16 protein-coding genes are annotated in these 17,108 nt (G+C 70.2%); 11 read left to right on the plus strand and 5 right to left on the minus strand.

Features of this window, described 5'->3' with window-relative positions; genetic code table 11:
- Position 1: 1 nt before the first annotated feature.
- Complete coding sequence (locus BM004_RS33130) at positions 2 to 2,374, plus strand: DNA polymerase II (protein WP_093219811.1); 2,373 nt, start codon at positions 2 to 4, stop codon at positions 2,372 to 2,374.
- A gap of 61 nt (positions 2,375 to 2,435) precedes the next feature.
- Here BM004_RS33130 and BM004_RS33135 read toward each other — a convergent pair whose 3' ends face one another.
- The gene (locus tag BM004_RS33135; protein WP_093130303.1) at positions 2,436 to 3,050 is read right to left on the minus strand and encodes a TetR/AcrR family transcriptional regulator; all 615 of its coding nucleotides are present in this window, start codon (positions 3,048 to 3,050) and stop codon (positions 2,436 to 2,438) included.
- Between the two features lie 170 nt (positions 3,051 to 3,220).
- On the opposite strand from BM004_RS33135, the gene BM004_RS33140 reads away from it, so the two are divergent.
- The 6 genes from BM004_RS33140 to BM004_RS33160 all read left to right on the plus strand — a co-directional run bounded on the left by BM004_RS33140 (position 3,221) and on the right by BM004_RS33160 (position 6,432).
- Positions 3,221 to 3,883 carry a DUF3313 domain-containing protein gene (locus BM004_RS33140; RefSeq protein ID WP_093130304.1) on the plus strand — a complete coding sequence of 221 codons (663 nt, stop codon included), beginning with the start codon at positions 3,221 to 3,223 and terminating at the stop codon, positions 3,881 to 3,883.
- Complete coding sequence (locus tag BM004_RS41630; RefSeq protein ID WP_177206682.1) at positions 3,880 to 4,017, plus strand: hypothetical protein; 138 nt, start codon at positions 3,880 to 3,882, stop codon at positions 4,015 to 4,017. Before BM004_RS33140 ends, BM004_RS41630 begins: the two co-directional genes overlap by 4 nt.
- A 37-nt stretch (positions 4,018 to 4,054) precedes the next feature.
- On the plus strand, positions 4,055 to 4,513 hold the full coding sequence (locus BM004_RS33145) for a hypothetical protein (protein ID WP_093130305.1): 459 nt from the start codon (positions 4,055 to 4,057) through the stop codon (positions 4,511 to 4,513).
- Positions 4,510 to 5,445, plus strand: coding sequence for a DUF2145 domain-containing protein (locus BM004_RS33150; protein ID WP_093219813.1), 936 nt, complete (start codon positions 4,510 to 4,512; stop codon positions 5,443 to 5,445). The genes BM004_RS33145 and BM004_RS33150 overlap by 4 nt, the downstream gene beginning before the upstream one ends.
- Before the next feature lie 88 nt (positions 5,446 to 5,533).
- Positions 5,534 to 5,755: a hypothetical protein gene (locus BM004_RS33155; RefSeq protein ID WP_093219816.1), complete on the plus strand. Its 222-nt coding sequence runs from the start codon at positions 5,534 to 5,536 to the stop codon at positions 5,753 to 5,755.
- On the plus strand, positions 5,752 to 6,432 hold the full coding sequence (locus BM004_RS33160) for a winged helix-turn-helix domain-containing protein (protein ID WP_093219818.1): 681 nt from the start codon (positions 5,752 to 5,754) through the stop codon (positions 6,430 to 6,432). The genes BM004_RS33155 and BM004_RS33160 overlap by 4 nt, the downstream gene beginning before the upstream one ends.
- 22 nt (positions 6,433 to 6,454) lie before the next feature.
- Here BM004_RS33160 and BM004_RS33165 read toward each other — a convergent pair whose 3' ends face one another.
- The 3 genes from BM004_RS33165 to BM004_RS33175 are packed head-to-tail and all read right to left on the minus strand — an operon-like array spanning position 6,455 to position 12,131.
- Positions 6,455 to 9,553, minus strand: a complete 3,099-nt coding sequence (locus tag BM004_RS33165) for an efflux RND transporter permease subunit (RefSeq protein WP_093219821.1) — start codon at positions 9,551 to 9,553, stop codon at positions 6,455 to 6,457.
- Positions 9,550 to 10,719 carry an efflux RND transporter periplasmic adaptor subunit gene (locus tag BM004_RS33170; RefSeq protein WP_093219823.1) on the minus strand — a complete coding sequence of 390 codons (1,170 nt, stop codon included), beginning with the start codon at positions 10,717 to 10,719 and terminating at the stop codon, positions 9,550 to 9,552. The genes BM004_RS33165 and BM004_RS33170 overlap by 4 nt, the downstream gene beginning before the upstream one ends.
- On the minus strand, positions 10,716 to 12,131 hold the full coding sequence (locus tag BM004_RS33175; protein ID WP_177206683.1) for a TolC family protein: 1,416 nt from the start codon (positions 12,129 to 12,131) through the stop codon (positions 10,716 to 10,718). Before BM004_RS33175 ends, BM004_RS33170 begins: the two co-directional genes overlap by 4 nt.
- 127 nt (positions 12,132 to 12,258) lie before the next feature.
- Here BM004_RS33175 and BM004_RS33180 point away from each other — a divergent pair, with 127 nt between their 5' ends.
- From BM004_RS33180 to BM004_RS33190, 3 genes are read left to right on the plus strand one after another with little or no spacing between them, the layout of a single operon-like run.
- Positions 12,259 to 12,849: a phosphatase PAP2 family protein gene (locus BM004_RS33180; protein WP_177206684.1), complete on the plus strand. Its 591-nt coding sequence runs from the start codon at positions 12,259 to 12,261 to the stop codon at positions 12,847 to 12,849.
- Between the two features lie 12 nt (positions 12,850 to 12,861).
- Entirely contained in the window at positions 12,862 to 13,518 is a 657-nt protein-coding gene (locus BM004_RS33185; protein WP_093130312.1) for a response regulator transcription factor, read from the plus strand.
- Positions 13,519 to 13,520: 2 nt separating this feature from the next.
- The gene (locus tag BM004_RS33190; protein WP_093219829.1) at positions 13,521 to 14,957 is read left to right on the plus strand and encodes an ATP-binding protein; all 1,437 of its coding nucleotides are present in this window, start codon (positions 13,521 to 13,523) and stop codon (positions 14,955 to 14,957) included.
- Here BM004_RS33190 and BM004_RS33195 read toward each other — a convergent pair.
- Positions 14,943 to 15,587, minus strand: coding sequence for a DedA family protein (locus tag BM004_RS33195; RefSeq protein ID WP_093219832.1), 645 nt, complete (start codon positions 15,585 to 15,587; stop codon positions 14,943 to 14,945). The two genes, BM004_RS33190 and BM004_RS33195, sit on opposite strands and share 15 nt — an antisense overlap.
- 211 nt (positions 15,588 to 15,798) lie before the next feature.
- Between BM004_RS33195 and BM004_RS33200 the strand changes: the two genes are divergently transcribed.
- Positions 15,799 to 16,701: a hypothetical protein gene (locus tag BM004_RS33200; protein WP_256220159.1), complete on the plus strand. Its 903-nt coding sequence runs from the start codon at positions 15,799 to 15,801 to the stop codon at positions 16,699 to 16,701.
- The last annotated feature ends 407 nt before the right edge of the window (positions 16,702 to 17,108 follow it).

Below are 17,108 nucleotides of genomic sequence, written 5' to 3' on the forward strand. Positions count from 1 at the left end.
CGTGACACCCACCGAATTCGAGGGCTTCATCCTCACCCGCCACTGGCGCGACGCGCCGGCCGGGACCGAAATCGAATACTGGCTGGCAACCGATGCGGGGCCGAGGAAGGTGGTCCTGACCTCGCAGACCGCCGTCGCATTCGTCGCAAGCCGGCACCGGGCGGCGGTGCAGGCGCAACTCGGCAGCATGCCGGGGCTGCAGCTGCGCGAGCTCGAACTCAAGAGCTTCCAGCAGGAGCCCGTCATCGGCATCTATGCGACGCACTTCCGCCAGCTCGGCCGGTTGGCGCGCGCCCTCCAGCCGCAGGGCATTCCGCTGCTCGAAGCCGACGTGCGGCCGCACGACCGCCACCTGATGGAGCGCTTCATCACCGCCGGCGTGCGGGTCGAAGGCGGCAGGGCAGGCCGCGGCACCCTCGTCGACTGCAGGCTCAAGCCCGCCGCCGAATTCCGGCCGGTGCTGAAGGTGGTGTCGCTGGACATCGAGACCAGCCAGCACGAGGCGCTCTATTCCATCGCGCTGGACGGCATGCCGGAGCGCGTGGTCTTCATGCTGGGCGAGCCGCCATCTGAAGCCGGTGGGCCCCTGGACTTCTCGCTCGTGTATTGCCCCACCCGCAAGGCCATGATCGAGGCACTCAACGACTGGTTCGAAAGGAACGACCCCGACGTTCTCATCGGCTGGAACGTCATCCAGTTCGACCTGCGCGTGCTCCAGAAGACAGCCGACGACTGCGGGGCGAAGCTCCTGCTGGGGCGCGAGCGCCGGCCCATCGCGTGGCGCACCCATCCGGGCAAGCAGGGCTACCTGTTCGCGCCCATGCCCGGGCGCGTGATCATCGACGGCATCGACGCGCTCAAGGCCGCGGTGTGGAGCTTTCCTTCGTTCAGCCTGGAGACCGTCTCGCAAGCGCTGCTGGGCGAGGGCAAGGCCATCGGCGACGAGTACGACAAGATGGCGGAGATTGAGCGGCGCTACCAGCAGGACAAGCCCGCGCTCGCGCTCTACAACATCCGCGACTGCGAGCTGGTGCTGCGCATCTTCGACAAGGCGAAGCTGCTGCAGTTCGTGGTGGAGCGGGCCTACACCACGGGCCTGCAGGCCGACCACTTCGGCGGCTCCATTGCCGCGTTCAGCCACCACTACCTGCCGCGCATGCACCGCCTGGGCTACGTGGCGCCCAACGTCGGAGAGATCGCGAGCAAGGCCTACCCCGGCGGCTACGTGATGGACTCGAAACCCGGGTTCTACGACTCCGTGGTGGTGCTCGACTACAAGAGCCTCTACCCCTCGATCATCCGGACCTTTCTCGTCGACCCCGTGGGCCTCGTGGAGAGCGCGAACGCCGGCGAGACGGCCATGCTGGTCAAGGGCCCGGGCGGGACCCTCTTCTCGCGCGAGAAGCACTGCCTGCCCGAAATCGTGACCACGCTGTGGCGCGCTCGGGACGAGGCCAAGCGGGCCAGGAACGAACCGCTGTCGCAGGCCTTGAAGCTGCTCATGAACTCCTTCGCCGGCGTGCTGGGCGCGTCGGAGTGCCGCTTCTTCAACCCCAAGCTGGTGTCCGCCGTGACCCTGCGCGGGCACGAGATGATGAAGCTCACGCGCGAGTTCGTGGAGAAGCGCGGCTACGAGGCCATCTACGGCGACACCGACTCCATCTTCATCTGGCTCAGGCGCACCCACACCAACGAGGAAGCGCATGCCGTCGCGGCGAGCCTGGCGAGCGACATCAACGACTGGTGGACGCGCACGCTGCGTGAAACGCAGGGGCTGGAGAACTTCCTGGAGATCGAGTTCGACACCCACTACAGGAAGTTCTTCATGCCCACCATCCGCGGCTCGGACGTGGGCAGCAAGAAGCGCTACGCCGGCCTGAGCGCGGATGCCTCGGGCAAGGAAGAAATGGTCTACCGCGGCCTGGAGATGGCGCGCAGCGACTGGACCCCGCTGGCGCGGCAGTTTCAGGAGGGGCTGCTGTCGCGCATCTTCCAGGGCGAGCCCTACAAGGCGTTCGTGACCGACTATGCGCAGTCGACGCTGGCCGGGCAGAAGGACGAACTGCTCATCTACCGCAAGCGCCTGCGCCACCGCCTCGATGCCTACCTGGTCAACGTGCCGCCGCAGGTGCGCGCGGCACGCATCGCCGACGAATACAACGACCAGGTCAACCGGCCCAGGCAGTATCAGAACGGCGGATGGATCCACTACGTCATGACCCGCAACGGGCCGGAGCCGCTGGAAACGCGCCGTTCCCGCATCGACTACGAGCACTACCTGACCAAGCAGCTCCAGCCGATCGCCGACGCCATCCTGCAGCCCATGGGAGAGAGCTTCATGGCGTTGACGACTTCACAGCAGGGGCTGTTCTAGCGGATTGCGGGTGGGGCGCAACAGTGCGCCACTGCGCCACTGCGCCACTGCGCAAAAAGCACTAACGCGCCGCCGCCCCGGCAAGGAACATATCGACCGCGCGCTGCACCATCGCGTGGATCTGCTTGAGCGCCACCGGCGCGGGGTTGGACTGGTACAGCCGCAACTGGGTCTCCGCCGTGACCAATGCCGTGAACTGCTGCGCGGCCACCTGCGGGTCCAAGGTCCGCAGTTCGCCGCGCTGCATCGCTGATTCCATGAAGCCCGCCAGGGTCCGCAGGTACTCGGCGGGGCCCGACTCGTGGAACTGCAGCCCCACGTCGGAGTGCCCCGCTTCGGCGATGACCATGCGGTAGACCGCCAGCGCGTCGGCGTCGTTGGTCAGCACGAACAGCATCCGCTTGCCGAACCGCATGAGCTGCGACTCGAGCGTGGCGTTCTCGGTCACCTCCTGCAGTTCGACCGCGGCCTCGGCCAGGTGCGAGGTGGCCACGGTCTGGACGACCGCGGCGAAGAGCTCCTCCTTGGAGGCGAAGTACCCGTACAGCGTGGCCTTCGAGCCGCCCAGGCGCTTGGCGAGCTCGTTCATCGACGTGCGCTCGTAGCCCAGCTCCTTGAACAGCGCCACCGCCGCTTCGAGGATGGCGGTGCGCCGCGCTTCTGTCCTGACCTTCATGGCATCCCTCAAAAGAATACCCGAATGTACAGTTTTCTTGACATCGCTCGAATCCATCTCAATAATGAACCGTACTGTACGGTTATAAAACCGAACAGTCGCTGCGCAAGGCCGGGACGGCGTTCCCGCTGCCTTGTTCATTCACCATTTTTTCGATGTGAGGAAACGCGATGCGTGCTCTTTCCGGTGGCTCCACGGCCATCACCCTGGCGGTTTGTCTGGGCCTGACGGCGTGTGCCAGCACACAGCCGGTTCCGTATGCGGGCATTGCCTCCGCACCCCAGTTGCGGCCCAGCCAGCATGACGACTCCGGTCGCATTCCCTTCGAATACAAGACGAACATCGACTGGCGGCGGTACTCGGCCTTCGTGCTCGATCCGGTCGCGATCTACCGCGGCGGCGACGCGCAGTTCGGCGACGTGCCGGAAGACGACAAGGTGTTCCTCGCGCGCGCCATGCAGAGCCAGTTCACCGACAAGCTGAACGCGCGCTTTCGCAATGCCCCCGGCAGGGGCGCCAACGCCGTGCGGATCAAGCTGACGCTCACCGGCGCCAGGATGAACACGGCGTTCCTCAGCACCTTCTCGCGCTTCGATCTCATGGGCGGCCCCTACAACGCCGTGCAGGCGATCCGCGGCAGGGAGGGCGCGATGACGGGTTCGGTCAGCTTCGCGGTGGAGATCTACGACGCCGCGAGCAACGAACTGCTGGGTGCCTATGTCGCCAAGCAGTACCCCGGCGCATGGAATCTCAAGGCCGGCATCGGGGCTCGGAGCGCCTCCATGGTCGGCATCGAAAACGGCGCCGACCAGCTGGTCGCCTACCTGCAATGACCCAAGCCGCCGAGGCACCGGGCCACGCGCTGGCGGTGTTGCTGCGGCGGCGGCTGCGCAGGGCCTGCATCAGGCTGCGCTGCGTGCTGGCACGGGCCCGCTGGCCGGGGCTCGGCATCTTCCACGCGAAATGACCCATCCCCGTCCCACCTACACAGCCGGAGCATTCCAGTGACCCCTCTCAATTTCTTCCGCCTTGCAGGCTTCGCGGCCGTGTTCGCCACGGCCTTCCAGGCGCAGGCCGACAGCTTCACCTCTTCCGTGGCTTCCAGTGCCGGCTCCGCGTCCAGCGGCAGCGTGTCCGCGTCGCTGCGCGGTTCCAGCAGGAGTTCGTTCGACGGCGACAAGGTGGCCGACGGCGACTACCGCATCACCGAAGTCGCGCAGGCCGCCGGCCGCGCGGGCTTCGCGCGTGTGGCGATGCAAAGCGACGACGCGCAACGCCGCATCGTGCTCGAACTGCCGCAAGCCACCTTCGCCAAAGAGGCCCTGGGCCCGGGCGACCTCGTGCGCACGCAACAGCGCGCCTACGGCACCGCTTTCGCACGCGGCGACACGCGCGAGGCGTTCTACCTCGTGCTGGCCGACGACTGGTACGGGGGGCTCGCCGCCCGTCCCGTGGGCCTTTGAGCCGCCTGCGCCGGCTGGCGTTGCAGGGGCTCGCCGCTGCCCTTGCCTTCGCGGGGTGCGTTGTGCACGCGGCCTCCTCCTCGCAGTTCTGCGATCGCGCGGTACCGCTCAGCGCAAGCCAGCAGGATCGCCTGCTGCGCTTCACCGCCGCCGTGCAGGACGCGCTCTCGGCCACGGGCAGCGACGCCGTGCTGATCAGCCGCTCCGGCCTGGACCTCTCGCGCTTTCGCATCCGCTACTCGCACGCCGCCATCGCGTGGAAGGCAGAGGGCGGCAGAGAGGGCGGCAGAGAGGGCGGCATCTGGTCCGCGCGGCAGCTCTACTACGCCTGCGACGAGGGGCACCCGCGCCTCTACGACCAGGGCCTGGCTGGTTTCGTCATGGGCATCGACGACGCCGCGCTGGGCTACGTCTCCATCGTGGCCCTGCCGCCCGAAGCAGCACAGGCACTGCGGGGCGCGGCGCTCGACACGCCGCGCGCCGTGCACCTGCTGGCCGCGCGCTACAGCGCCAACGCCTATCCCTTCAGCCTGCGCTACCAGAACTGCAACCAGTGGGTGATGGAACTGCTCGCCGTGGCGTGGGGCGGCCTGCCCGACGGCAACGACCTGCGACGGCGCGCCCAGCAATGGTTGCGCGACGCGCCCTACAAGCCGGCGGCAGTCGATGTCGGCTCGCATGCGCTCGTCTTCGCGTCGAGCTTCGTGCCGCTGCTGCATCTGGACGACCACCCGCAGGAAGACATCTACGCCCTGAAGCTGCGCGTGAGCCTGCCCTCGACCGTCGAAGCCTTCGTGCGCGAACGCCACCCGCTGAGCGAACGCGTCGAGCTGTGCCACGACGGCAGGCAGATCGTGCTGCACCGAGGGTGGGAACCCGTCTCCGACGGCTGCCTGCCCGGTGCGGGCGATCGCGTCGTCGCGCTCGACTGAACCGCACCAACGCGCACCAACGCGCACCGACGCACACCAGCGCGCACCAGCGCGCACCGGCCTTCAGCCCACCGACCGAACGAGAACCATGAAATACCTCTCGAGTTTTGCAGCCGCCCACGCCGCGGTGATCGCGCTGGTGATCGGCGTCTTCCTCATCGACGGTTGCGCGCACCGGCAAGCCCGCACGGGGCCGAACGCGCCCAATTTGCGGGATGCGCGGGATGCGCGGGATGTGCCGGATGTGCCGGCTTTGGCATTCCCGAACCCGCAGGGCCGCGCCACGACGGCAAAGGGAGCCCGGCCGTGAACGTCCTGCTCCTCGGACCCGGGCACGGGCTGCGCGACACGCTCGGCGCCATGCTCGCAAGGTCCGGCTTCGCCGTCGACGAGGCCGACACGCGCAGTGCCGGCGCATGGCTCCGCGCCGGCAAGCCGTATGCGCTGGTTGTTCTCGACGCGGGCCAACCTGAGGAGATCCATGCGGCGGTTCATGCAGTGATAGGTGCGGTCCGCCGATGCACCGCCGCCCCGTTGCTCGTGCTGACGCAGCGAGACCCGCTGGCCGATCGTCTCGAAGGACTGGCGCTGGGGGCGACCGAGTACCTGGTCAAGCCCTGTGCGCCCGCCGACCTGCTGGCGCGCGCGTGGGCGCTGGCATCTCGCGGCCACGAGCCGGAGGCGGGCCTCCTGCGGCTGGCCGACCTGGCGGTCGACCGGGAGCGCGGCAAGGCGTTCCGCCAAGGCGTGGATCTCGGCCTCAGCGCCACCTTGTTCGAGCTGCTGGACGTGCTGATGGCGCACAAGGGCGAGGTGCTGTCGCGCGCCGAGCTCATCAGGGCCGTGTGGGGATCGAATGCCCAGGAGCGCGACAACATGGTCACGGTCGGCATCCTCAGGCTGCGCCAGAAGCTGGACGGTCCGTTCGCACTGAAGCTGATCCACACGGTGCGCGGCGGGGGCTACGTGCTTGCGCTCGGCCCCTGACCGCGCCCCCGGCCGCCGGTTGCTACGCCGGATGGCCGGCGACAGCCCCTGCGCCAAGCCGTGAACGCGTGCGCGCCTCTCGCGCCCGCTCGATCCACGCGTACAGCGTCGGCATGAAGAACAGCACCAGCGGCAGCTGCACCACCAGCCCCGAGATGATCGCGACGGCCAGCGGCTGCTGCATCTCGGAGCCCGCGCCGATGGCCAGCGCCAGCGGCAGCAGCGTGAGGATGGCCGCGAGCGTGGTCATGGCAATCGGCCGCGCGCGGAACTGGCCGGCGCCCACCAGGCTGCGGCGCAGGTCGCGGCCCGCGCGGTGGCGCTGCCGCTGCTCCGAGAAATAGAACACCGCCACCTCGGTCGCGATGCCGATGATCATGGTCATTCCCATCATGGCCGAGATGTTGAGCTCGATGCCCGTGAGCCACAGCCCGATGAAGACCGCCGACACCGACAGCAGCGAGGTGCACAGGATCGACACCGCCACGGCGAAGCTCTCGTACAGGAACAGCAGCAGCAGGAACACCAGCGCCACCGCGGCCGCAAACACCGTCATCAGGCCCTTGAACGCGATCTGCTGCTGCTGGTAGAGGCCGCCGAGCTCGTAGTAGACCCCCCGCGGCAATGCGCCGTTGGCCGCCAGCGCCTGCTTGACGTCCTGCACCACCGAGCCGAGGTCCCGGCCTTCGATGCGGCCCGTGACGGCGATCATCGACTTGAGGTTTTCGCGCGTGATCTGCGGCTGCCCGCTCAACGTCTCGAAGGTGGCGATCCGGCGCAACGGCACCAGGTGGCCGTCGGGCGCACGCAGCGGCAGGTCGTCGAGCTGCGCCTGCGTCGCGCGGCTGCCCGCCGGCGTCCAGACGCGCACGCCGACGATCTTGGTCTCCTGCGCATAGGACGTGGCGACCGAGCCCGCCAGCGCCGTCTGCAGCGCGCGCGTCACCTGGTCGGGGTCGAGCCCTTCCACCGCCGCGGCCACCCGGTTCACATGCACCGCGATGGCATCGCCGGCCGGGTTGATGCCCGAGCGCACCTCGACCAGCCCGGGCACCTTGCCGATGCGCTGCGCCACCTGCTCGGCCGCGCCGGGCAGCAGCTTCGGGTCGGCCGCGAACAGCTTCACCTCGACCGGCTGCGGCACCGCCGTCAGGTCGCCGATCAGGTCTTCCATGAGCTGCGCGAGCTCGACGTTCACGCCCGGCACCTGGTGCTCGACGCGGTTGCGCACGTCCTGCATGACCTCCTGCACCGGGCGCCGCTTGCCGGACTTCAGCCGGATGAAGAAGTCGCCTTGGTTGGTCTCGCTGAGGCCACCACCCAGGCCGGTGGCGGTGCGGCGCGAGTAGGTGTCGACCTCGGGCGTGTCGCGCACGATGGTCTCGACCTGCCGCAGCAGCCGGTCGGTCTCCGACAGGGCGGTGCCCGGCGGCGTGCGGTAGTCGAGGATGAAGCCGCCTTCGTCCATCGACGGCATGAAGCCCGTGCCGACCTGCCGGAACGCGAACCCACCCGCGCCGAGCAGCAGCGCCACGCACACCACCAGCACCCAGGGCCGCGCGATGCAGCGCAGCAGCCAGTGGCGGTAGCGCAGCTTGAACCAGCGCGTGGCGCGGTCGTCCGGCGCGGGCCTGTGCTGCCTGCCGAGCAGGAAGTGCGCGAGCAGCGGCACCGCCAGCCAGGTGACGAGGAACGAGATGGCCAGCGCCGACGCCATGGTGAGCGACAGCGCCTTGAAGAACGCACCCGTCACGCCCGAGAGAAACGCCAGCGGCGCGAAGATCACCAGCGTGGCCGCGCTCGAGCCCGCCAGCGGGCGCAGGAACTCCATCGCGGCGTCGACCACGCCCAGGCGCGTGCCTGCACCCTCCCGGCTCGCCTCGGCCAGCCGGCGCTCGATGTGCTCGATCATCACGATCGCGTCGTCGATCACCAGCCCCACGGCCGCGGCCATGCCGCCCAGCGTCATGATGTTGAAGCTCATGCCCAGCAGCTGCAGCACGACGATGGTGATGGCCAGCACCGCCGGCACCACCAGCACGGCGATGGCGGTCACGCGCAGGTTGCGCAGGAACACCACCAGCACCAGCGCGGCGAGCACCACGCCGATCAGGATCGCGTCGCGCACGCTGCTGGCCGAGGCCGTCACCAGTTCGCTCTGGTCGTACCAGTTGGCCACGCGTACGTCCTTGGGCAACTGCGGCGCGAAGCCGTCCAGCGCGGCCTTCACGTCGGTGGCGATCTGCACGCTGTTGCTGCCCGGCTGCTGGCGGATCGACAGCAGCACCGCATCGCGGCCGTCGGCCGTCACGCGCAGCCACTCGGGCGTGGTCGAGCGCGCCACGCCGGCCACGTCGCCGATGCGCACCACGCCGTTGGTGCCGTTGGCCACCACGGTCTGGCGCACGTCGTCCACGCCGGCCAGCCGTGTGTCGGCCAGCACCAGGTAGAGCTTGTAGTGGTCCTCCAGGCGGCCGGTGGCGCTCAGCGAGTTGCCCGCCGCGAGCGCTTTCGACAGGTCGTCCATCGACAGGCCGTAGGCCTGCAGCCGGCGCGGATCGGCGGTGACGCGCACCTCTTCCGACGCGCCGCCCTGCACCTGCACCGTGGCCACGCCCGCGATGCCCGAAAGCAGCGGCCGCAGCTGGTAGCTCGCGAGGTCACGCAGCGCGGTCGGCGACAGGCTCTTGGAGGTCAGGCTGTAGGCAATGATGGGAAACACCGTCGGGTCCATGCGGCGCGCCGCGACGCGCGTGCCGGGCGGCAGTTGCGACTGGATCTGCGCCAGCGCCGCATTCACCTGCAGCGTGGCGGCCACCATGTCGGTGCCCCAGTCGAAGCTCACGGACACCTCGGCGCTGCCGCGGCTGGTGGTCGAGCGCACGTTGGTCACGCCGGCGATGCTGCGCACCGCTTCCTCGACCGGGCGCGTCACCTGCAGTTCCATCTGGCTCGCGGGCTGGTCGCCGGCGTCCAGCGACAGCGACACGCGCGGAAACTGCACCGTCGGAAACAGCGACACCGGCAGCCTGAACGCGGCCAGCGCGCCGGCCAGCGCGAGCAGCGCCACCAGGAACAGCACGGAACGGCGATGCGCGGACAGCCATGCCGCCGCCTTCACCTGGCGCCCTCCCGGACCTTCATGCCTTCCTTGAGCTCGTAGTTGCCGAGCGACACCACGGGCAGCGCGGCATCGATCGCGCCGTCGACGGCGACCTGCCCGTGCACCTCGGCGCGCGGCTGCACGCCCACGCGGTGCGCCGCGCCGTCGCGCACCTGGTACACATAGTCGCCCTGGCTGTCGTTGAGCACCGCGAGCCGTGGCACCAGCCAGCCGTCGACGCTGCCGGTCGAGATGCCGGCCTGCACCCGCATGCCGAGCACCAGCGCACCGGCCGACGCGGCCGGCACCTGCACCACGACATTGACCAGCTGCGTCTTCGGATCGACCAGGTCCTGCAGGCTCGCGACACTGCCCACGGCCGATGCGGGGGGGGGCGATACCGCCGATACCGCCGATACCGCCGATGCCGCCGCGCCGGTCGCGCCGGTCGCGCTGTCGCCGGCCGGCTGCGACGGCAGCGCCGTCAGGCTCACGGGGTCGCCCACGTGCACCGCCGCGCGGCGGGCCGGCTCGATGCCGAGGTTGACGCGCAGCGTGTCGACACGCCCGAGCTGCAGGATCGGCGCGTTGGCCGCGAGCCGGTCGCCGAGCGCCGCGTTGAGCGCCGTCACCACGCCGTCGAACGGTGCCGTCACGGCCGATTCGCCGGCACCGGCGCCGGTCTTGCGCAACGCATCGAGCGCGGCCTGCGCGTCCTGCTCGGTCTTGCGGGCCGCCTCGACCTGCGACACGGTGGCCAGCTGCAGCTTGAAGAGCGCCTGCACGCGCTGGCTCTCGCCCTGTGCGAGCTTCCATGCGCTCTGCGCGTTCAGGTAGGCGGTCTCCGAGGCCGGGTCGCCGGCCACGCGGGCCAGCACCGCGCCCTTGCGCATGCGCTGGCCCACCACCACCGGCAAGGCCACGAGCTGGCCCGCGCGCGGCAGGCTCATCGACTCGGACTGCGCCGGCGCCACGTCGCCCCAGGCCGTCACGCTGACCGGCACGCGGGTGCGCACGGCGGCAACCGACGCGATGCTGGCCACCACGTCCTGCGCGGGCGGGGCGGCGGTGGTCTTGTTCGCGGCGCCGGCCTTGAACATCAGCACCGTGCCGCACGCCAGCAGTGCGGCGGCCACCACGGCGGCAACGGCCGTGAGCTGGAGGGAGATTCGATGGGACTTCATGCGTGTTCCTTGAGGGCGGCGTCGTAGCCGCCGGTGAGGGTGAGCAGGCCGACGCGTTGCTCCTGGAGGGCCTGCATGGCGTCGATGCGTTCGCCCTGTTTGGCCAGCAGCGCGGCCTGCGCGCTCGCAAGGGCGAGCGCGTCGGCGTTGCCCGCCTGCCATGCGGCGTGCACGCGCTGCGCGCTGGCTTCGAGCTGCACGATGGCCGCGTCGATGCCGGCGAGCTGGCGCAGGCTGATCGCCTGCTCGGCCGTGACGCGCGCGATGTCGCTCACGCCGACATTCAGGCGCTGCTGGTACTCGGCGCGCAGCTTGTCGCGCGTGGCGTTCTGCACGGCGATCTCGCCGCGGTTGCCGTTGAACACCGGCAGGCCCAGCGTGATGCCGAAGCCGCGCGTGTAGCTGTTGCTGGTGTCGCGCGAGCGCTGCACGCCGAGCGTGAGCGCGGGGAACTGGCCGAGCAGCGCCACGCGCAGGCGTGCGTCCTGCGCGGCATAGCCCTCGCGCAGTGCCGCGATGTCGGGGCGCGCCGCGAGCCGGCCGTTGGCCCCGGCCCGCACGGCTTCGGTGTCGAACGGAGGCAGGGCCGGGCCGCCCTGCAAGCGCAGCGCGGTGTCGGGCGACAGGCCCAGCAGCGCGTGCAGGTCGCTGTCGGCCTGGTTGGTCTGGCGCTCGAGGTCGTGCAGCTGGCGCTCCACGTCCTGCAGCGCCGCCAGGTGCGGCGCCACCGCATCGGCCGTGAGCAGGCCGGCCGCGAGCGCCTCGCCGGTGCGGCGGTAGCGCTCGGCCATCAGCGTGCGCGTGCGCTCGAGCAGGTCGCGCCGCCGCTGCGCGGCATCGAGGCGCACGTACAGCAGCCGGGCCTGGGCGATCACCTGCCACTCCTGCCACAGCAGGTTGCCGCGCGCCTGCCGCACGTCGGCGTCGGCGGCGTCCACCGTGGCCGCATGCGTGATCAGCGCATTGATGGCGTAGCTCGCGCCGGCCACGAAGGCGCTCGTGATGCCGGCACCGGTCACGTCGGGAAGATCACGCGTGAGGCTGACCTGCGGGTCGGGCAGCAGCCGGGCCGCGAAGGCCTGCGCGGCCGACACGCCGGCCGCGCTGCGCGCGATGCGCAGCTCGGGGTTGTTGACCACCGCGAGCGTGGCGACCTCGTCGAAGTCGAGCCCGTCGCTGGCGTCGAACGCTCTGGGCGCCAGCGCGGGCAGGGCGCCTTCGATGCCGTCGAGCGCGGCGTGCGGCACCGTCGCGGGGAACGAAGGCGCGCCGGGCAGCGGCGCGGCGTGGTACGTGGCGCAGCCGCCGAGCGCCGCGCCCAGCGCACAGATCGCGCCGAGGGTGGAGAGCTTGAAGAGCGTTGTGAGCCGCGGTGCGCGCCAGGGGTAGAGGGAATGTGCTGGGGCAGTCATGTCGGTGCGTCCTGCCCCGCAGCTTCGGGGCCCGCGACTTACCGAAGCCTTAAGGTGCTGCGCCGCGCAGGGATTGGCGGGACTTAAGCCGGCGTTAAGTGACGAACGGCAAACATGCGGCCCCTGCATGACCTTCGACAACATCCACCTCTTCGAGCTGATCAACGCCGGCGCGCAACCCGGCTGGACCACGCTGGCGCTCGCGCGCGCCGTGGCGCAGTGGCTGGTGCTGGCCGTGCCGGTGGCCTGGCTGGCGCTCTGGGCGCGCGGCGCCCGCGCGGTGCGGCACGACCTCGTGCACGTGGCGGTGAGCGCCGCGCTGGCGCTCGGCCTCGCGCAACTCGTGGGCCTGGCATGGCCCTCGCCGCGGCCGTTCGCGCTGCACCTGGGCCACCAGTACCTGGCGCATGTCGGCGACCCGGGCCTGCCGAGCGACCACGTCACGCTGCTGTGGAGCCTCGCGTTCGCGGTGCTGGGAACGGCACGCGGTTCGTGGCTGGTGTTTCCGCTGCTGGCGGCGGGCTTGCTGGTCGGCTGGGCGCGGGTCTACCTCGGCGTGCACTTTCCGCTCGACGTGGCCGCCGCGCTGCCGGTGGCGGCGGTGGGTGCCGGGCTGGCGCTGGCGCTGCGCCCGGCGCTGGAAACATGGAGCCGGCCGCTGTGGTCGCGCTACGATGCCTGCGAGCGCGCCGCGTTGCGCTTCCTGCATCTGGACTGAGGCTTCACACCCATGCGCCTGCTACTCGTCGAGGACGATCCCATGATCGGCAAGGCCGTGCGCCAGGGCCTGCTCAATGCCGGCTTCGCGGTCGACTGGGTGCACGACGGCGCCGCCGCCGAGCTCGCACTGCGCGACGCGGTCTACGACCTCGCCATCCTCGACCTGGGGCTGCCCGTGAAGGACGGCATGGCGCTGCTCGAGAGCATGCGGCGCCAGGGCAACCACCTGCCGGTGCTCGTGGCCACCGCGCGCGACGCGGTCGCCTCGCGCATCGCGGGCCTCAACGCCGGCGCCGACGACTACCTGGTCAAGCCCTTCGACATGGACGAACTGGTGGCGCGTGCGCGCGCGCTGATCCGCCGCCGCGCGGGCAGCGGGTCGTCGCAGCTGGTGGCCGGCGAACTGGTGCTCGACCCGCTGCGCCGCACCGTGACGCAGGCCGGCGCGCCGGTGTCGCTGTCGGCGCGCGAGTTCGCGCTGCTCGAAACGCTGATGCAGCGCCCCGGCGCCGTGCTGTCGAAGGAGAAGCTCGAGGAATCGATGTACGGCTGGGGCGAGGAGATCGGCAGCAACGCGGTCGAGGTGCACCTGCACTACCTGCGCAAGAAGCTGGGCAGCTCGGCCATCGTCAACGTGCGCGGCGTGGGCTACCGCGTCGCGGACTGATCTTGCGCTCGCTCAGACGCGGACTGCTGCAATGGACGCTGGGCGCGCTCGCGTTCGGCTCGATCCTGCTGGTGCTCGTGAGCTACGTGTTCGTGCTCGACGAGATGAACGAGGTGCTGGACGACAACCTGCGCGAGGTCGCCACCTCGGTCGCGCGCTTCCACACCAGCGGGCAACTGCTGGCGGTGACGCCCTCGCGCCCGCGCGGCGAACCGGCGCCCGACCAGGGCGACCTTGTCACGCGCGTCTGGCGCCGCGACGGCCGCGCCGTGGACGGGCCCGACAGTGCCTACGCATTTCCCTTTTCCGCCGAGCCCGGCGCGCGCCGCCTGATGCTCGACGGCGTCGAGTGGCGCGGCTTCACGGTGGTCGACGAGCGCTTCGTGGTGCTCGCCGCGCAGCGCACGGCGGCACGCCAGCAGATGGCGGTCGAGGCCGCCTCCAAGCTGCTCGTGCCGCTGCTGGTGCTGGCGTCGCTGATCGCGGCGCTGCTGGTGGTTGCGTTGCGCCGCGGGCTGGCCCCGCTCGGCGAGGCCACGACGCAGATCGCGCAGCGCAACGCGCTCACGCTCGAGCCGATCGACGGCGCTGAAATGCCCGGCGAGCTGCGCCCGCTGGTGGGCGCGTTCAACGGCCTGATGAAGCGCGTGGCCGACGCCTTCGCCACGCAGCAGCAGTTCATTGCCGATGCGGCGCACGAGCTGCGCTCGCCGGTGACCGCGGTGCGGCTGCAGATCGACCTGATCGAGCATGCCCACGATGCGTCGGAGCGCGAGGCCACGCTGCGCGACGCCCGCGAAGGCATGGACCGGCTGCAGCGGCTGGTCGAGCAGCTGCTGCAGCTGTCACGCGCCGGGCCGGATGCGATCGAGGCGCGAGGCGCGCAGCGCGAACCGGTGGACCTCGACCGGCTGGTGCTCGACACCGTGTCGGCCTTTGCCCGCACCGCGTCGCTGCGGCAGGTCGACCTGGGCGCCGAGGCCCACGCGAAGACGCGCGTGGCCGCCGATCCGCACGAGCTGCAGGTGGTTCTCAACAACCTGGTGCGTAACGCGCTGCACTACGTGCCGCCCGGTAGCCGCGTGGATGTCGCCGCGTCGGTGGCCGAAGACGGCACGCCGATGCTGTGCGTCAGCGACGACGGCCCCGGCATTGCGGCGCCCGAGCGGGAACGTGTGTTCGACCGCTTCTACCGCGGCGCCGGCGAGCACGTGCGCGAGGGCGATCCGTCGGGCAGCGGGCTCGGGTTGGCCATCGTCAAGGCGCTGGCCGGGCGCAACGGCGCGAGCGTGTCGCTGCATGACGGGCACGGCACCGGTGGGGGCGTGGGCCTCGCGGTGCATGTGCGCTTCGACGGTGGCGGTGCGCAGCCGGCGCGCCCGGCGCGTGCGTCGCATCAGACGCCGCCGGCCGGCGGCGGCGCGTCAGCCGGGCGTTGAACGCGACGAGCGAATGGCGCCGGTCACCGCGATCGCGCCCGGGACCAGGATCAGCGTCCAGATGATGATCTCGAGGTGGTCGCGCACCAGCGGCAGATTGCCGAACAGGTAGCCGGCCGCGCACAGTGCGAGCACCCACAGCATGCCGCCGGCGATGTTGAAGGCGCTGAAGCGGCCGCGGTCCATGCCCGCCACGCCGGCCACGAAAGGCACGAAGGTCCGCACCAGCGGCATGAAGCGCGCCAAGACCACCGTGATGCCGCCATGCCGTTCATAGAACGCGTTCGCGCGGTCGAAGGCCTTGCGGTCGAGCCACCGCGAAATGCTGCCGTTCAGCACCTTCGGACCGAAGTGCCGCCCGAGCGAGTAGTTGCATTGGTCACCCAGGATGGCCCCCAGCAGGAGCACGGGCACCGCGATCGCCAGCGAGATGTGGCCGGTGGCGGCGAGCGCGCCGACGATGAACAGCAGCGAGTCGCCCGGCAGGAAGGGCGTGACCACCAGGCCGGTCTCGGCGAACACGATCAGGAACAGCAGTGCATGGACCCAGAGGCCGTAGGCCGCCACGAACGCCTCGAGATGCCGGTCGATGTGGAGCGCGAAATCGATGAGAAAACTGGCGGTGGTCATGCGAGTGGGTGGGGGACGTGGACGGTCGCGGTGCGAAAGCCATGTTGGCTGGCCGCGACTTACCGGACCCTTAACGCCGGGCGCCTTGCCGTCGCTTCCATGCAGGCCATCGCGTGATCGCGCGATCGTGCGATCACGCGATCGTCAGGCCCGGTGTGGATGCCGGGGGTTAAGTGCGTCTTAAGTCGCGGCGATCGACACTGCCGCAGACATGCAAGCCTTGCACTTCCTCTTGCGCGGCGCCGCCGCGATGGCGCTGAGCATTGCCGCGATGCTGGCGGGTCCGCCCGCGCACGCCGCCGCGGGCACCTCGGGCGCCGACGACCTGTCCGCCAGGCTGGTCGTGTTGCGCGAACAGCTGGACCGCTCGCCGCTGAAGCGCCCGGTGCTGCTGCACGCGAGCGACACGGCGAACGGGTTGCAGGGCGAGGTGTATGCCATCGTCGACCATCCGCTGGCCGCCATTTCCGCCGCGCTCGGCAAGCCCGAGGCGTGGTGCGGCGCGCTGCTGCTGCACATCAACAACCGCGCCTGCAGCGTGACCGGCGGTTCGGGCGGTTCGGGCGGTACGGGCGGTACGGGCGGAGTACCCGTGATCTCGCTGGGCGTTGTACGAAAGTACGACCGCCCGGCCGACAGCGCCTTTCAGCTGGCCTTCGATTTCCGCGTGGCGCAGGCGACGCCGCAGCACCTGGCGGTGGAGCTCCATGCAGCCCAGGGGCCCTTGGGCACGGGCAACTACCGGATCGTGTTCGAGGCGGTGCCGGTCGATGCGACCCGCAGCTTCCTGCACTTCTCGTACGCGTACGACGAGAGCACCTTGACCGCCGCGGCCATGCAGGCCTATCTCGCGACCTTCGGCCGCTCGAAGGTCGGCTTCACCGTCATCGCGAAGGCGCCCGATGGCGAGCCCGATTACATCCGCGGCACGCACGGCCTGCTCGAGCGCAACGCCATGCGCTACTTCCTCACGGTGGAGGCGTTCCTGGCCGCGCCGGACGCGGCCGGCCGCCGCAACGCCTGGTACTCCGCCAGCGAGAAGTACCCGAAGCAACTGCACGAGATCGATCGCGCGACGTACCTCGAACTCAAGGCGGCCGACGAGCGTCGCTAGACGCGGCCCGCGCTGGCAAGGCCGCAGCCCGTACAGCCCCTCATTCGCTGAACCAGTAGATCAGCCATGAGCAGACGCCGGCCAGTCCGGCGACAAGCGCGAGCAGATTGCCCACGCGGGATTCCGACCGGAGATTCAGGTTGCGAATGACGCTCGGCATGCATTCTCCTCGGCGAAAACAGAACGGGGTAGAGACTGCCATCCACAAAGTGTTTGTCAATCCATCGATAGTTCACGGCGGGTCTGTGCATAGCCCGATAGACCGCCGATAGTCCTATAAGCAGGTGGCCCGGCTCAGCCCTTGGCTCAGCTCTTTGCACGGCAGGCGGCCAGCGCGTCCAGCGCGGGCTTGTAGGTGGGCGTGGTCACGTCCATCACGCCCAGCACCGTGTGGTACAGGTTGTCGT

It is taken from the genome of Variovorax sp. OK212 (assembly GCF_900112425.1).
Taxonomy (GTDB): Bacteria; Pseudomonadota; Gammaproteobacteria; order Burkholderiales; family Burkholderiaceae_C; genus Variovorax.

What these genes read in the sequence shown, in the direction of transcription:
- BM004_RS33135 (WP_093130303.1), bottom strand. Translation starts at nt 3,050, where the DNA reads ATGAAGGTCAGGACAGAAGCGCGGCGCACCGCCATCCTCGAAGCGGCG.
- BM004_RS33140 (WP_093130304.1), top strand. Translation starts at nt 3,221, where the DNA reads ATGCGTGCTCTTTCCGGTGGCTCCACGGCCATCACCCTGGCGGTTTGT.
- BM004_RS41630 (WP_177206682.1), top strand. Translation starts at nt 3,880, where the DNA reads ATGACCCAAGCCGCCGAGGCACCGGGCCACGCGCTGGCGGTGTTGCTG.
- BM004_RS33155 (WP_093219816.1), top strand. Translation starts at nt 5,534, where the DNA reads ATGAAATACCTCTCGAGTTTTGCAGCCGCCCACGCCGCGGTGATCGCG.
- BM004_RS33170 (WP_093219823.1), bottom strand. Translation starts at nt 10,719, where the DNA reads ATGAAGTCCCATCGAATCTCCCTCCAGCTCACGGCCGTTGCCGCCGTG.
- BM004_RS33175 (WP_177206683.1), bottom strand. Translation starts at nt 12,131, where the DNA reads ATGACTGCCCCAGCACATTCCCTCTACCCCTGGCGCGCACCGCGGCTC.
- BM004_RS33180 (WP_177206684.1), top strand. Translation starts at nt 12,259, where the DNA reads ATGACCTTCGACAACATCCACCTCTTCGAGCTGATCAACGCCGGCGCG.
- BM004_RS33185 (WP_093130312.1), top strand. Translation starts at nt 12,862, where the DNA reads ATGCGCCTGCTACTCGTCGAGGACGATCCCATGATCGGCAAGGCCGTG.
- BM004_RS33195 (WP_093219832.1), bottom strand. Translation starts at nt 15,587, where the DNA reads ATGACCACCGCCAGTTTTCTCATCGATTTCGCGCTCCACATCGACCGG.
- BM004_RS33200 (WP_256220159.1), top strand. Translation starts at nt 15,799, where the DNA reads ATGCAAGCCTTGCACTTCCTCTTGCGCGGCGCCGCCGCGATGGCGCTG.